The 13,227-nt window shown below is 75.1% G+C and carries 14 protein-coding genes; 7 read left to right on the forward strand and 7 right to left on the reverse strand.

The window, feature by feature from the left end; genetic code table 11:
• The first annotated feature begins 16 nt into the window (after positions 1–16).
• From MF672_RS31735 to MF672_RS31750, 4 genes are read left to right on the forward strand one after another with little or no spacing between them, the layout of a single operon-like run.
• On the forward strand, positions 17–1,414 hold the full coding sequence (locus tag MF672_RS31735; protein ID WP_242378103.1) for a hypothetical protein: 1,398 nt from the start codon (positions 17–19) through the stop codon (positions 1,412–1,414).
• A 55-nt stretch (positions 1,415–1,469) separates the two neighbouring features.
• A complete protein-coding gene (locus tag MF672_RS31740; protein ID WP_242378106.1) occupies positions 1,470–1,970 on the forward strand; it encodes a SigE family RNA polymerase sigma factor in 501 nt (166 codons plus the stop codon).
• A 1-nt stretch (position 1,971) separates the two neighbouring features.
• Positions 1,972–2,832, forward strand: a complete 861-nt coding sequence (locus MF672_RS31745) for a hypothetical protein (protein WP_242378108.1) — start codon at positions 1,972–1,974, stop codon at positions 2,830–2,832.
• 4 nt (positions 2,833–2,836) lie between these two features.
• Positions 2,837–3,004: a hypothetical protein gene (locus MF672_RS31750; RefSeq protein ID WP_242378110.1), complete on the forward strand. Its 168-nt coding sequence runs from the start codon at positions 2,837–2,839 to the stop codon at positions 3,002–3,004.
• A gap of 6 nt (positions 3,005–3,010) precedes the next feature.
• Here the strand turns inward: MF672_RS31750 and MF672_RS31755 are convergent, their stop codons facing one another.
• The 5 genes from MF672_RS31755 to MF672_RS31775 all read right to left on the reverse strand — a co-directional run bounded on the left by MF672_RS31755 (position 3,011) and on the right by MF672_RS31775 (position 8,212).
• Positions 3,011–3,385, reverse strand: a complete 375-nt coding sequence (locus MF672_RS31755) for an STAS domain-containing protein (RefSeq protein WP_507161380.1) — start codon at positions 3,383–3,385, stop codon at positions 3,011–3,013.
• Positions 3,312–4,694 (reverse strand): ATPase domain-containing protein, encoded by a 1,383-nt coding sequence (locus MF672_RS31760; protein WP_242378114.1) that lies wholly within the window; start codon positions 4,692–4,694, stop codon positions 3,312–3,314. Before MF672_RS31760 ends, MF672_RS31755 begins: the two co-directional genes overlap by 74 nt.
• A complete protein-coding gene (locus tag MF672_RS31765) occupies positions 4,687–5,478 on the reverse strand; it encodes an ATP-binding protein (protein WP_242378116.1) in 792 nt (263 codons plus the stop codon). The genes MF672_RS31760 and MF672_RS31765 overlap by 8 nt, the downstream gene beginning before the upstream one ends.
• Before the next feature lie 137 nt (positions 5,479–5,615).
• Complete coding sequence (locus tag MF672_RS31770; protein WP_308210651.1) at positions 5,616–6,641, reverse strand: helix-turn-helix transcriptional regulator; 1,026 nt, start codon at positions 6,639–6,641, stop codon at positions 5,616–5,618.
• Positions 6,642–6,781: 140 nt separating this feature from the next.
• On the reverse strand, positions 6,782–8,212 hold the full coding sequence (locus MF672_RS31775; RefSeq protein WP_247815512.1) for an AAA family ATPase: 1,431 nt from the start codon (positions 8,210–8,212) through the stop codon (positions 6,782–6,784).
• Positions 8,213–8,460: 248 nt separating this feature from the next.
• Between MF672_RS31775 and MF672_RS31780 the strand changes: the two genes are divergently transcribed.
• Both MF672_RS31780 and MF672_RS31785 read left to right on the forward strand, forming a co-directional pair.
• Positions 8,461–9,708, forward strand: a complete 1,248-nt coding sequence (locus MF672_RS31780) for an RCC1 domain-containing protein (RefSeq protein WP_242378121.1) — start codon at positions 8,461–8,463, stop codon at positions 9,706–9,708.
• A gap of 150 nt (positions 9,709–9,858) precedes the next feature.
• Positions 9,859–10,695 carry a calcium-binding protein gene (locus MF672_RS31785; RefSeq protein WP_242378123.1) on the forward strand — a complete coding sequence of 279 codons (837 nt, stop codon included), beginning with the start codon at positions 9,859–9,861 and terminating at the stop codon, positions 10,693–10,695.
• Positions 10,696–10,801: 106 nt separating this feature from the next.
• On the opposite strand, the gene MF672_RS31790 is transcribed toward MF672_RS31785, so the two are convergent.
• Together MF672_RS31790 and MF672_RS31795 are read right to left on the reverse strand one after the other, a co-directional pair.
• Positions 10,802–11,104, reverse strand: coding sequence for a hypothetical protein (locus MF672_RS31790; RefSeq protein ID WP_242378125.1), 303 nt, complete (start codon positions 11,102–11,104; stop codon positions 10,802–10,804).
• A gap of 162 nt (positions 11,105–11,266) precedes the next feature.
• Positions 11,267–12,154: an aldo/keto reductase family oxidoreductase gene (locus MF672_RS31795; protein ID WP_302893316.1), complete on the reverse strand. Its 888-nt coding sequence runs from the start codon at positions 12,152–12,154 to the stop codon at positions 11,267–11,269.
• A gap of 157 nt (positions 12,155–12,311) precedes the next feature.
• On the opposite strand from MF672_RS31795, the gene MF672_RS31800 reads away from it, so the two are divergent.
• On the forward strand, positions 12,312–13,196 hold the full coding sequence (locus MF672_RS31800) for a LysR family transcriptional regulator (protein ID WP_242378127.1): 885 nt from the start codon (positions 12,312–12,314) through the stop codon (positions 13,194–13,196).
• The last annotated feature ends 31 nt before the right edge of the window (positions 13,197–13,227 follow it).

The raw sequence follows: 13,227 nt of genomic DNA on the forward strand, positions 1-13,227 counted from the left end.
GAGCAGCATCGTCGGCATGAAACGTGTCCTGATCGCGCTCGCCGCGGCTCTCGCCTCGGGCGTGCTGCTGCACCTCGGCGCCGGCCTGCACCCCGTCGCCTGGCTGACGTGGCTCGCCCCCTTGCCCGTGCTGCTCGCCGCGCCCCGGGTGGGGGGCGGGGCGGCCTTCGGCGCGGGCGCGCTCGCCTGGCTCGGCGGCCAGCTCCAGCTGTGGCCGTACTTCACCGGGACGCTGGAGATGCCCGTGCCGGTGGCGGCCGGCCTGGTCGCCGGGCCGGCGCTGCTGTTCGGCTGCGGCGTGCTGCTCCACCGTACGCTGCTGGCGCGGCGGCGGCCGTTGCTCGCCGTGCTGGCCGTGCCGGCGCTGTGGGTGTGCGCCGAGTACCTGATGGCGCTGGCCGGGCCGCACGGCGCGTGGTGGAGCCTCGCCTACACCCAGGCCGGCGTGCTGCCCGTCCTGCAGACGGCCTCCGTCGCCGGGGTCTGGGGGATCACCTTCCTGCTGCTGCTCGTGCCGGCCGCCGCGGCGGCGCTCCTCGCGCCGGACGCGGGACGCCGGCCGCGCGTCGCGCTGACCGCCGGCGCGCTGGCGGGGCTGGCCCTGGCGTACGGCTTCGCCCGCCTCGCCACGGGCCAGGACGGCGAGCCGCGCCGCGAGATCGCCCTCATCTCCACCGACGCCCCGCGCGACACCGCGGACCTCGGCTCCCCGCAGGGACGCGACCTGCTCGCCCGCTACCGCCGGGCCGTCGGCGCGGCCGCCGCGCGCGGCGCCGAGATCGCGGTGCTGCCGGAGAAGACGTTCGGGACGGCGACCGCCCGCCCGCCGCTGGCCGCGCAGGGAACGGCGGTCGTCACCGGCGTCGCCCTCCGCGCCGGCGCGACGTGGACGAACAGCGCGCTGGCCCACCCGTCCGGCGGCCGCTACGACAAGCACCATCTGATCCCCGGCCTGGAGTCCGAGTTCACGCCCGGGCACACGCTGACCTTCCTCGGCCGGACCACGACCGGCCTGATCATCTGCAAGGACCTCGACTTCCCCTGGCTGGTACGGCGGTACCGGCAGGCGGGAGCCACCGCGCTGCTCGCCCCCGCCTGGGACTTCGGCGACGACGCCTGGCTGCACAGCCGCATGGCGGTGGTGCGCGGGGTGGAGAGCGGGCTGTCGGTGGCCCGCGCCGCCCGCCAGGGCCTGCTCACGGTGAGCGACACCCGGGGACGGGTGCTGGCCGAGGGCCGCAGCGGCTCGCCGGGGATGACCACGGTCCTCGCGGCGCTTCCCCAGCGGGGCGCCCCGACCCTCTACACCGTCCTCGGCGACTGGGCCGCCTGGTGCTCGGCCGCGCTGCTGCTCGCCGCCCTGCTCACGCTCGCCCGCCGCCGCGCCGGCGGACGATCGCCCGCCACGCCATAGAAACCCGGCCCCGGACGCGTCTCAACAGGGCGAGACCCCCGCCCCGAGGAGATTCGTGTACCCGGACCAGCAACGCGACTTCGCCGAGTTCGTGGCCGCCCGCTCGGACAGCCTGATCAGGCTCGCGTACGTCCTCACCAACGACCAGCACGCCGCCGAGGACCTCCTGCAGAACGCGTTGACCAAGACGGCCGGCCGCTGGCGGCGGATCCGCGGCAACCCGGAGAGGTACGTGCGCAAGGTGATGTACCACGAGCAGGTCGACCGGTGGCGGAGCCTGGGGTGGGGCAGGGAGCGCGTGGTGGACGCGGTGCCCGAGCGGGCGGCCGGGGACCGGACCGCCGAGGTGGACACCCGCGTCGCTCTCGACCAGGCGTTGCGCGCGCTGCCCGTGCGCAAGCGGGCGGTGCTGGTGCTGCGCTACTACGAGGACCTCCCGGAGTCGGAGGTGGCCAAGATCATGGGGTGCTCGGTCGGCACCGTACGCAGCCAGACGCATCAGGCGATCACCCGGCTCCGCGAGCTGGTCGGCGAACCCCTCACCCTGGAGGCCTGACATGACGACCGTCAACGAGCGCACCATCGCCGAGGAGCTGCGCCGCATGGCCGGCGAGGCCGTTCCGGTGAACGCCGCGGCCTACGCCGCCCGCGCGGCCGCCCGATCGGCGCGCCGCCGCCTGTCGTGGTCCCTCGCCGCCCTCGCCACGCTGGTCGCCGGGCTCGGCTTCGTCCTCCCGCTCGACGAAGCGTCGACGACCGCGAAGGTGGCCGCGCCGCCGGCGCCCGGGCTGCCGGCGAACACTGCCGGGCAGCTGCGGCTGGTGCGCGACTGCATGCCCGCCGGCGGCCCGTCCGTCAACGTCAATCCCGACTGGCGCGACCCGGCGCACGGCACCGTACGAGATTTCCGCGTTCTGGCGGAATATCGGGACAAGAACGGCGTCAGTGCCCTGGTGGGCAGCGTCAAGGGCTTCGTCCTGTGCACGCCGTCCAGCGAGTCGCCCGAGCCCCCGGTGTTCACCTACTGGGGCAACCAGGCGCCGGGGCGCCTGACCGGCTTCCCCGGCCAGCTCAGCGTGGACGTCTACGCGGTGCACTACTGGTACCGGAAGAGCGCGGCGCCGCACGACAACTACGTGCGCGTCGTCGCCGGCCGGGTCGCTCCCGGCGTGCGGCGGGTGACGATCGGCTGGTCCTCGGGCAGGCGCACGGACGCCGTCGTGAACGGCGGCTTCTTCATCGCCAGGACGCTGGCCGCGATCGTCACCAGCAAGAGCCCGAACAGCGGTGAACCCACGCGCCATGTCGACAGCCCCCCTGTCACCGTGACCGCCTACGACGCGGCGGGCCGGGTCGCGGGCCGTCACGAGGGCGTCCGGTTCGGCTGGCGCGGCCCGGGAAGCGCCACGGCACAATGATCACATGACGGCGCAGAACCTCCACCACATGGACGCCGCGACCGGGCTGGCCCGCACGCGGGACCTGCTGCGCCCCGGCACCGCCCACCGCGCCGTGAAGGGCAACTGGAAGCACTCGTCGCCCCACCTCCTGATGCGCTACAGCGTCGTCTGGCGCAAGCCGGCCGGCTGAACCGGGTCACGCGGTGTCCCAGCGCAGGTTGGGCACCGTGGCGCGCAGGTTCAGGAGGTCGAGGAGCTCGGCCAGGCCGGCGCGCACGTTCGTCAGCCGCAGGCGCCCTTGGCCGATCGCCGGCGCGACGCGCACCAGGACGTCGATCCCGGCGGCGTCGATGAAGGCGAGCCGGGCGCAGTCGACGACGAGATCACGGCCGGGGCGGGCCGCCTCGCCGAGCGCGGCCTCCAGGACGTCGCAGCCGGTCACGTCCAGCTCGCCGACGAGGTGCACGGTGTGCGGGTGCTCGGGGTCCCGGCGCGCCTCAAACGGGCTTGAGTGGCGCCTTGATGCTGATGCCATCGTCGGTGATGTCGAATGCGTAAGGTTGCGGGACATGACGGCTCGCCCGGGTCTTCAGTACGGTCAGCGCCCGCCCGACGTGCGCCTCGTCGCGCAGGTACTGGAGCAGGATGACGTTGTCGGACAGGTGGGACACGCCGCGTTCGGACAGCCTCGTGTGGCCGTACAGCTCGGCCGACTCGTAGGTCAGCAGGACGCTGATGGCCGCCCTCGAACAGTGGTTGAGCAGCGCGTAGACGAACTCCCTGAACCGCTTCTCGTCGGGGCAGGCCGCCGCGAGGTCGCCGAGGCTGTCGATCACCAGCCGGTGCGCGCCGGCCGCGTCGATGGTGTCGAGCAGGTCGTAGTACCACTGGTCGATGTAGATGTCGTTCGGTGAGTCGCAGCGCAGCACGGCGGTCCGGGAGCCGATGTCCCAGCCGAAGCCGCTGATCATGCGTTCGAGCTGGACGCGGTTCTCCTGCATCGAGGCGAACACGCCCGGCTCCCCGAGGCCCGCCCCGCCGTAGACGAACTGCAGCCCCATCACCGTCTTGCCGGACCCCGACGGGCCGATCACCAACGTGGCCGAGCCGGGCCAGTAGCCGTCGCCGACCAGCTCGTCCAGCGCCGTGATGCCGGACGTGGCCCGCCGTTCGCTCAGCTCGTACGGCCCGGCGTCGATGTCGCTGAGCCGGGGGAACACCCGGACGCCGGAGCTCTCGATGCGATAGGCGTGCGCGCCGGAGCGGAAGTCGCTGCCGCGCAGCTTCAGCACCCGCAGGGCCCGGTTGTCGCGCTGCCCGGCGTCCTCGGTGGCGAGCAGCACGGCGGCGTCGGCGACGGCGAACTCAGGGCAGCCCTCCAGCTCGTCGCGCCGGTACTCGCCGAGCCACAGCGCCATCGTCCCGGTGGCGGCCAGCCGCCCCGCCAGCTGGTGGACGAACCCTTCGAACTCCCGCTCGCCCACCCCCCGGTAGCGCAGCGCCCGGAAGCTGTCGATGATCAGCAGCGAGCAGGGCCGCCGCTCCACCCGGCCGCTGATGCGGTCGAGCATGCCGGTCAGGCCGTTGTCGTCGAGCTCGCCGCTCAGGTCCTCGAACAGCACCGACCGGCCGATGCGGCCGGGGTCGAAGAACGACAGGGCCTCGCCGAAGTACAGGATCTTGCTCAGGGGCTCGGCGACGGTGCTGAGGTAGATCGCGGGAAGCTGCTCGGTGCCGTTCGCGAACGCGTACTGCTGCGCGAGGACGGTCTTGCCGCTGCCCGGCAGCCCCGCGATGAGGGCGATGGACGGGTCGATGAGACCGCCGCCGAGGATCGTGTCGAGCGGGGCCTGCCCGCTCGCCAGCCGCCGCTCAGGCATGGGGCGCCTCCACGGTGGACGGCTCGGTCAGCAGCCGCACCGCGGCCAGCACCTCGAGAGGGTGCACCGGCTTGCGCAGGAACCGGCTCGACCGCAGATCCCGCGGCGGCGGCAGGATCGACAGGGCCAGGACCGGGACGCCCGCCCGCATGAGGTCGTCGCAGAGCTGGACGGTCAGCCCGTTGGAGGTCATCAGGTCGACGATCGCCACCCGCGGCGGGCTCGCCGCCGCCGCGCGGCCGGCCTGCGCCGAACCCGTCACCACCGTGGGATAGCCTTCGGCGTCCAGGAACGAGGACAGCGAACGACCGGCGAACCGGTCGCCGTCCACGAGCAGCACCCGGGGCGGGGCCGGACGGGCCGTCGCCGCGCCCGCGCGCCCCGCCCGGACGGGCACCCGCAGCCGGACCGTCGTGCCCTGCTCGCCGCGCCGGCCCGGCCGGATCGTCACCTCGTCGGCCAGCGCGAGCACGATCCGCAGGCCGCGCCCGCGATCGCCGGACGTCGTGCCGACCTCGAAGACGCCCTGGTCGGACACGGTGATCCAGACGCCCTGGTCGGTGTCCTCCCACCGCACGCACACCACGTCGGCGGCGCCGTGCTCGACCGCGTTGGCCGACAGCTCGTGCGTGATGAGCACGATCCGGTCCCGCTCCCGCTCCGCGAACCCCGCCTCCTCGGCCAGGCGGCCGACGAAGGCCCGGATATCGGCCAGCACCTCGCGGCTCACCGGAAACAGGTACTCGATCGGCTCACTCGACTCCGAGCCAGGCACTAAGGCCATAACCGGGCCTCCCTCCGGCCCTCCCCGCCGACGGTGACCCCGGGCGGCGCCGTCGCCCATTCCATGCCCGGCCCCGATCCGGCTAAGCAGCCGCGCCCGCCCTGTTTCGCCGCCCGGCACCGGCGGCGCGGGCATCCTCAGCCGTCCGCGCTGAGGATGCCCAGCTCGACGGCCCGGGCCACGGCCTGCCGGCGGGTACGGCTGTGCAGCTTGTGCAGCACGGCCGCGACGTGACTGCCCACGGTGCGGACCGAGACGACGAGCCGGTCGGCGATCTGCGCGTTGGTCAGGCCCTCGGCCAGGAGTCGCAGGACCTCCGCCTGGCGTTCGGTCAGCCCGGCCGGGTTGAGCCGGGTCGCGGGCACGGGGCCGCGCGGGATCCGGGTGACGCCCGCGCGTCGCAGACCGGCCCGCACCAGCCGGGCCAGCGGCTCGGCGCCGAGCGTGTCCAGCAGGGCGAGCGCGGCCAGCCGGTCCGCGGGGTCCGGGCTGTCGGCCTGGGCCAGCGCGTGCTCGTACGGGCAGCCGGCCGCCCGCCAGGTCTCGGCCGCCTCACGCCAGCGGCCGGCGGCCAGCAGCGCGTACGGATGGTCCACCTCCGGAGGGGTGACGCGGTGGCCGGCGCGGCCCAGCCAGTACCCGAGGTCGGCCCGTTCGGCGGGTTTGCCGCAGTCGCGCGTCAGCTCGTAGACCTCGATCAGCTCGTCCGCGGCCACGCCGGTGTCGCGGCCGAGCGCGGCCGCCTCGGCCAGCGCGGCAGCGGCCGCCGCTATGCGCTGGCGCTCCCGCAGCGGCACGGCGACCCGCCAGGCCTCGCGCAGCATCTCCGGAGCGGCTGCCTCGCCGCGACGCGACCGGGCGCGGCCGGCGAGGATCAGCGCGGCGCAACGCACCGGCGGGGCGCCGTCCAGGGCAGGCCGCACGCTCGAGAGCGCGCCGTCGAAATCGGCGATCGCGAGCCGGAGCTGCCCCTGGGAGCACTGCAGGTACGCGGCGAACATCATGAACTCCACGCGTTCGGCGAACGCGATGGCCTGGTCGACGTATCGCCCGGCGATGTCGAGCCGCAGCCGCTCCACCTCACACTGAATGAGGTTCACATACGCTCGGCAGACGTGCTCCGGCTCGTCGGCGGCGAGCGCGACGCGCAGGCTCTCCTGCATGGTGGCGGTGGCACGGGGGTTATTGAGCCGGTACAGGGCGAGGGCGAGGCTGTTGAGCGCGTGGGACAACGTGGCGGGGTCGTCCCCGCCGAGCGCGATGGCCCGCCGCGCCGCCGGGACGGCTTCGGCGTCGCGGCCGTTCAGCGCGTGCAGATGCGCCTGGTTGCCGAGCGCCGCGGCCAGCGGCCCGGCCTCGCCCGCCTGCGACGTGACGGTGACGGCCGCCCCGGCCGCCGCGTCCGCGGCTTCGGGGTCTCCTGCCCACCAGCAGATGCGCGACAGCCACCGCAGGGAGTGCCCGAGGGCGCGCGCATCCCCGCCGCGCCGCAGCTCGACCGCCCGCCGCTGGGCCGCCAGCGTGTCGCCGGGCGGGGCGTCGACGGTGTAGTTCTCGATCGCCAGGGCCTGCCACAGGTCGGCCTCGTCCCGCGGATCGAGCGCCGGGCGCAGGCCGAGCACCCGCCGCAGGTGCGCCGCCGCCTCGCGGTGCGCCCCGGCCGCGATCGCCTCCGCGCCGCGACCGGTCCGTAGGCGAGAACGGCGGCGGTGTCGCCGGCCTGCCAGGCCGCGTGGTGCACCACCCGCGACGCCTCGGCCTCCGGCCGCGCCAGCAGCGCGGCCAGCACGCCGCGGTGCGCCGCCACCTGCTGGGCCACCGGCATCGCCGCCACCACCGCGCGCCGGGCCAGCTCGTGCCGGAAGCTGACCGCGCCCGGCGTGACCGTGATCAGGCCCCGCCGCTCGGCCCTGGCCAGCGCCGTCGAGCCGTCCGGCGCCAGCGCCTCCACCAGCCAGTACGGCACCGGCGACGGCACCACGGCGAGCCGTCGCACCACCTCCAGCGAGGCCGCGTCCAGGCGCTCCACCCGGGCCAGGACGGCATCGGCGATCGTCGGCGGCAGGCCGGCCGCGTCCCCGGCGGCCAGCACTTCGGCCACGAAGTACGGGTTGCCGCCGGTGACCGCGTGCACCTCGCCCGGATCGGCCCGCGTGGCCGCGGCGGCGGCGAGACGGCGTACCGCGGCCACGCTGAGCGGGGCCGGGCGCAGCCGGCGCGCCCGCTCCACCCCGGCGATCAGCCCGAGGAGCCGGCGCAGCGGATGGCCGCCGTCCAGCTCCTCCTCGCGGTAGGTGAGCACCAGCGCCAGCGGCCAGCCCGCGAGGCGGCGCACCAGGTAGCGCAGCGCGTCCACGCTCGCCTCGTCGGCCGCGTGCACGTCCTCCACCACCAGCACCGCCGGCCGCCCGGCCGGGCCGAACTCGGCCCGCAGGCCCTCCAGCACCTCGGCCCGGTCGCCCCGCTCCAGCGCCCGCGACAACTGTCCGCCGACGCTGCCGATCAGGTCGCGGAACGGGCCGAGCACCCGCGGGGTCGCCAGGTCGTCGCAGTAGCCGGCCAGCAGCCGCGTCCCCGCGGGCAGCAGCCCGCCGATGGACTCGACCAGGCTCGACTTGCCGATCCCGGCCTCGCCGCAGATGAGGACCACGGTGCCGGCACCCTCGGCGGCGTCCCTGGCGGCGCCGGCCAGTGCCGCCAGCTCCGCCTCGCGCTCCAGGATGACCGCGTCCATCCCTCGGATTGTGGCCGCGCCTCCGGGTGCTGCCCAGGTCCACTTCCGGGTCGCGCGCACCGGCCGCCGCCCGTCCGGTCTCGGTAGCGCCGCGGCCCGGTCTCGGTATCAGCGACCGATGTCAGGGCGGTGCGGGCGCCCGTACAACGTGAGGAAGCTCCGCGGACGGCGCCGCCGGCTGCGGATCCACGACACGCGGATGCCGGAGAGGCGGGGAATCCCCCTCCGGCACCAGATCGGGAGCGCACATGGTTGTCAACGATCAGACCGGCCACGACGCCCGCCGGAGCCGGGGAGCCCGGGGGGCCGGCCGGCGCGGAGGACGCTGGGCCGGCTACGCGGTGACGACGGTCCTGGCGGCCGTCGTCACCCTGCTGCCGGCGGGCGGACCGGCCTTCGCCGACGATCCTCCGGGAACCGTCCGTGGCTGGGGTGACAACAGCTCAGGGCAGCTGGGAGACGGCACCACGGTCAACCGGTTGACGCCGACGTCCCTGCCGAGGCCGGACGGGAGGCCGATCGACTCGATGGCCGCGGGCGCCGCGCACACGCTGGCGGTCGATGACCTGTTCAGGGTGTGGGCCTGGGGGAACAACGACGCCGGCGCGCTCGGGGACGGCACCAGGACGAGGCGCGCCTCTCCGGTCCTGGTGGCCGGTCTCGGAAACGTGTTCAGCGTCGCGGCCGGCGCGGCGCACAGCCTCGCCCTGGACCGCGACGGCGCGGTGTGGGCGTGGGGCAGCAACGGCAACGGTCAGCTCGGCGACGGGACGACCCAGCTCCGGACCCGGCCGGTCCGGGTCCAGGGGCTGCCGGGGCCGGCGCTGCAGATCAGCGCCGGCGACTTCCACAGCCTGGCCGTGCTGAACGACGGCTCGTTGTGGGCCTGGGGGCTCAACAACCACGGCCAGCTCGGCGACGGCACGATCACCGGCCGGAGCCTGCCGGTGCGCGTGCCGCTGCCGGACACGGCGTCGCGGGCGCTGCGCGTGGACGGCGGCAGCGCCCACACCGTGGCGATCCTCGGCGACGTGGGCGCGTGGACCTGGGGCGACAACAGGCGGGGACAGCTCGGCGACGGCACCACCGTCGAACGGCGCCGTCCCGTCCGGGTGCCGGTGCCCGGCCGGTCCGTGATCGACGTCAGCGCCGGGACGAGCCACACCCTGGCTCTGGTGGAGGGCCGGCCGAACGTGGCGTTCGCCTGGGGGGACAACACCTTCGGCCAGCTCGGCGACGGCACCACGACGCCGCGCACGGCTCCGGTCCGGGTCGGCCTGGTCAACCCCACCGATCTGGAGGCCGGCGCCTTCCACAACCTGGCGATCGAGGCGCTCAGCGTCACCGCGCTGCGGACCTGGGGGCTCAACGACACGGGCCAGCTCGGCGACGGCACCACCGTCAACCGGAACGTGCCCGTGCCGGTCAACCTGCCCGTCCGCGTCTGCCGGATGGCCGCGGGGGCCCGCCACTCCTTCTGCCCGGCCTTCCTCTGAGCGACCCGGCCGGACGACCCATGGCACCGGATGGAACACCCATGAGGCAGGCGCCGGCGGGGCGCCGTCCCACACGAGACAAGGGGGAGTCGCATGTCTGTACATGAACCGCGCCACGGCGGGAGCCGGACGCGCGGACGAAGGCGGCGCGTGCTGGGCGCGCTCGGCGGCGTGGCGGCGCTGGCCGTCCTGCCGGTCGCCCTGGTCGCCCGGCCCGCGACGGCGGCTCCCTGCTACGGCGACTGCCAGCCGGGAGTGGTGCGCGGCGGCGGCGTTCTCAGGTACGACGCGTCCGTGGGGTTCGACGACCAGATCACCGTCAGCCTCGACAACGGATTCCTCGTCCTCACCGACCCCACCGGCCTGATCGCCTCGGGCACCTCGGACTGCACCGTGACCCCGCACCAGGCCCGCTGCCCGGCCGGACCCGCCCCGTCCGTCCGGATCCGCGGCCTGGACGGCGACGACGTGATCACCAACACGACCGGCTTCCCGTCCACCCTGTTCGGCAACGCCGGCAACGACCAGGTCACCGGCGGTTCCGGGGCCGACAGGCTGGTCGGCGGCCGCGGCAGCGACGTGCTGCGCGGCGGTGACGGGTCCGACACCGCCGCCTACGCCGAGTTCGCGAGCACGCTCGGCCTGCACGCCGACCTCGACGGCGCGACGGGCGACGACGGCAACGCCGACGACGGCCCCGAAGGAGCGCGCGACACCATCGCCGCCGACGTGGAGAACCTGGAGGGCAACGGCGGCGACGACGTGCTGATCGGCAACGCGGGCCCGAACGTGATCGACGGCGGGAACGGCAACGACCGGATCCAGGGCCTGGGCGGCGACGACCAGCTCCTGGGCCGGACCGGCACCGGCACCCTCGACGGCGGCGCGGGCACCGACCGCTGCACGTCCGACAACCGCAGCACGAACGCGCCGCCCTACACCTTCGTGGGCTGCGAGATCACGCAGATCATCGGCGCGGGGGGCTGAGCGCGCCCGGGCCGGTGGCGGCGTGCGCGAACCAGCCACCGGCCGGGCCGCTCGCACCGACGCCGCCGGCCTCCGGCACGAGGCTCCTTCTGTCAGTCCTCTTCTGTCAGTCCTCGCGGCGCCAGGCGCGCAGGACGCGGCGGGCCTGGTGACGGCTGCGCCGGCGGTCCTCGCGGCGGATGCGGTAGCCCTCCCGGCCCCCGCTGACGCCGCCGAGGTCGAAGAGGTAGTAGGCGGTGGCGCGCCAGTGGCAGCCGCTGGTGCGGTGGTTCAGGGACGCGCTGTCGGCGGTGATCGCCTCCGGCAGCGTGCAGGGCCCGAACCGGTGGTCGTGCACGGGCACGCAGGTCGCCATCGGCGCGTCGGCCAGCCGCACCCACCAGGGCCGGGTCTTGTCGGTCTTGCTCATACGGTCACCTTTCGGCTCCGTGACACCCCGGGCTGGGGCTGTCACAAGACCGGATGCACCGTGATCACCTCCGACTTCCGCGTACGACACCTCGGCTTCGAGAGCGACGCTACCGCGTGCCCCGCGCGTGCGCGCAAGAGCCCGGCGTCCGTGCGACGCCCGCTACCGCCGCCGGGCCCGGCCGCCGATCGTGTCCAGGTCGGCGAGGTCCTCGTCACTGAGCGGGAGGCCCGCGCCGGCGACGTTCTCCCGCAGGTGCCGCACGGACGAGGTCCCGGGGATCAGCAGGATGTTCGGCGACCGGCGCAGCAGCCACGCCAGCGCCACCGCCATCGGCGTGGCGTCCAGCCGGGCGGCCACCGCCGACAGCGCCTCCGACTGGAGCGGGCTGAACCCGCCGAGCGGGAAGAAGGGGATGTAGGCCACGTTCTCGGCGGCGAGCCGGTCGATGAGCTCGTCGTCGTGCCGGTGGGCGAGGTTGTACAGGTTCTGGACGCTGACGACCGGGGCGATCGCCTGGGCCTCCGTGACCTGCTCCGCTGTGGCGTTGCTGACGCCGAGATGCCGGATGAGGCCCTGCCGCCGCAGCTCGGCGAGCGTTTCGAAGGCCCGCGCCAGCGAGCCGGGCCGCGGGCCCTGGGCGTCGCCGAGGCGCAGGTGGACGAGGTCCAGGGTGTCGAGCCCGAGGGTTTCGAGGTTCTCCTCGACGGCGCGGCGCAGCTGGTCGGGCTCGCGGGCCGGCGGCCAGCCGCCCCGCTCGTCGCGGGTGGCTCCCACCTTCGTGACGACGTGCAGGGTGCCGGGGTAGGGGTGCAGCGCCTCGCGGATGAGCTCGTTGGTGACGCGGGGGCCGTAGGCGGCCGCGGTGTCGATGTGGGTGATGCCGAGGCCGACGGCCTCGCGGAGGACGGCGAGGGCGGCGTCGCGGTCGGCGGGCGGACCCATCACGCCGGGCCCGGCGAGCTGCATGGCGCCGTAGCCGAACCGGGTGACGGTCAGGTCGCCGAGGGTCCAGGTGCCGCCGGGGAGGGGCTGAGAGGTCGTGCTCACGATGGTGCGGCCTTTCGAGGGTCGCCGGCGGCTCCTCGTGGGAGCGCCGCCGGGAACGGTGCGTGCCAGGACATCGTGCAGGCCGGCGGGGGACGCCGTCCAAGACCGGCTCGATCAGTGCTGATACCGCCCCGGTATCACCGGCTATCATGCCCGCGTGGACGGACTGGAGACCCGTGAGCTGCGGTACTTCGTGGCGGTGGCCGAGGAGCTGCACTTCGGCCGGGCCGCCGAGCGGCTGAGCATGGCCCAGCCGCCGTTGTCCCGCGCGATCCAGCAGCTGGAGCGCCGGCTCGGCGTCCGGCTGCTCGACCGGGACCGCCGGGGGGTCGCGCTCACCGCGGCGGGGGAGACGATGCTGGTGCAGGCCCGGCTGGCGCTGGACGCCGTCGACGCGGTCGTCCGCCGCACCCGCCGCGCCGCGTCCGCGCCGTCCGGCCTGGTGCTCACCACGAAGGCGGGCGCCTCCCACGAGCTGCTGAAGGAGCTGCTCGACCGGCATGCCGCCCGGCCCGGGGCCGGCGCGATCGACGTGCTGCTGTGCGAGCTCGGCGAGCAGGGGCGACTGCTGCGCGACGGCAGCGCCGACGTGGCGATCATGCACGCCCCGTTCGACGTGATGACGGGTCTCGACAGCGTCGAGATCCTGACGGAGGGCCAGGTCGCCATCGTGCCGGCGGCGCATCCCCTCGCCGGGCGCGCCGCCCTGACGATGGCCGAGGTGAGCGAGGTGCCCGGCCTGCCGATCGCCCGGTGGCCGCGCCAGGACGGCAGCTACCCGCCGGGCCCGGGCCCCGAGGTCCGCAGCCAGTCCCAGCTCGCCCAGCTCGTCGCCCTGGGGCGGACGCTCCTGGTCATCCCGGCCTCCAGCCGGGCCTGGCAGTGGCCGGAGCACGTCGCGGTCCCCGTCGTCGACGCCCCGGAGGTGACGACGCTGCTCGCCTGGCCCGCCGGTCTGCGTTCGCCGGCCCTGGACGACCTCGTCGACACGGTCGAACGCCTGAGGGAGAGCGGCGTCCGCGACACTCCGCGCCCGGCCTGAGCGCCGTCACCGTGTACCCCCGCGGACGACC

The organism is Actinomadura luzonensis, from assembly GCF_022664455.2.
Classification (GTDB): Bacteria; Actinomycetota; Actinomycetes; order Streptosporangiales; family Streptosporangiaceae; genus Nonomuraea; species Nonomuraea luzonensis.

Bases quoted from the DNA above. Each gene is read 5' to 3' on its own strand.
- MF672_RS31735 (WP_242378103.1), top strand. From the start codon at position 17: ATGAAACGTGTCCTGATCGCGCTCGCCGCGGCTCTCGCCTCGGGCGTG.
- MF672_RS31745 (WP_242378108.1), top strand. From the start codon at position 1,972: ATGACGACCGTCAACGAGCGCACCATCGCCGAGGAGCTGCGCCGCATG.
- MF672_RS31750 (WP_242378110.1), top strand. From the start codon at position 2,837: ATGACGGCGCAGAACCTCCACCACATGGACGCCGCGACCGGGCTGGCC.
- MF672_RS31755 (WP_507161380.1), bottom strand. From the start codon at position 3,385: ATGTCCCGCAACCTTACGCATTCGACATCACCGACGATGGCATCAGCA.
- MF672_RS31760 (WP_242378114.1), bottom strand. From the start codon at position 4,694: ATGCCTGAGCGGCGGCTGGCGAGCGGGCAGGCCCCGCTCGACACGATC.
- MF672_RS31765 (WP_242378116.1), bottom strand. From the start codon at position 5,478: ATGGCCTTAGTGCCTGGCTCGGAGTCGAGTGAGCCGATCGAGTACCTG.
- MF672_RS31770 (WP_308210651.1), bottom strand. From the start codon at position 6,641: ATGCAGGAGAGCCTGCGCGTCGCGCTCGCCGCCGACGAGCCGGAGCAC.
- MF672_RS31775 (WP_247815512.1), bottom strand. From the start codon at position 8,212: ATGGACGCGGTCATCCTGGAGCGCGAGGCGGAGCTGGCGGCACTGGCC.
- MF672_RS31780 (WP_242378121.1), top strand. From the start codon at position 8,461: ATGGTTGTCAACGATCAGACCGGCCACGACGCCCGCCGGAGCCGGGGA.
- MF672_RS31790 (WP_242378125.1), bottom strand. From the start codon at position 11,104: ATGAGCAAGACCGACAAGACCCGGCCCTGGTGGGTGCGGCTGGCCGAC.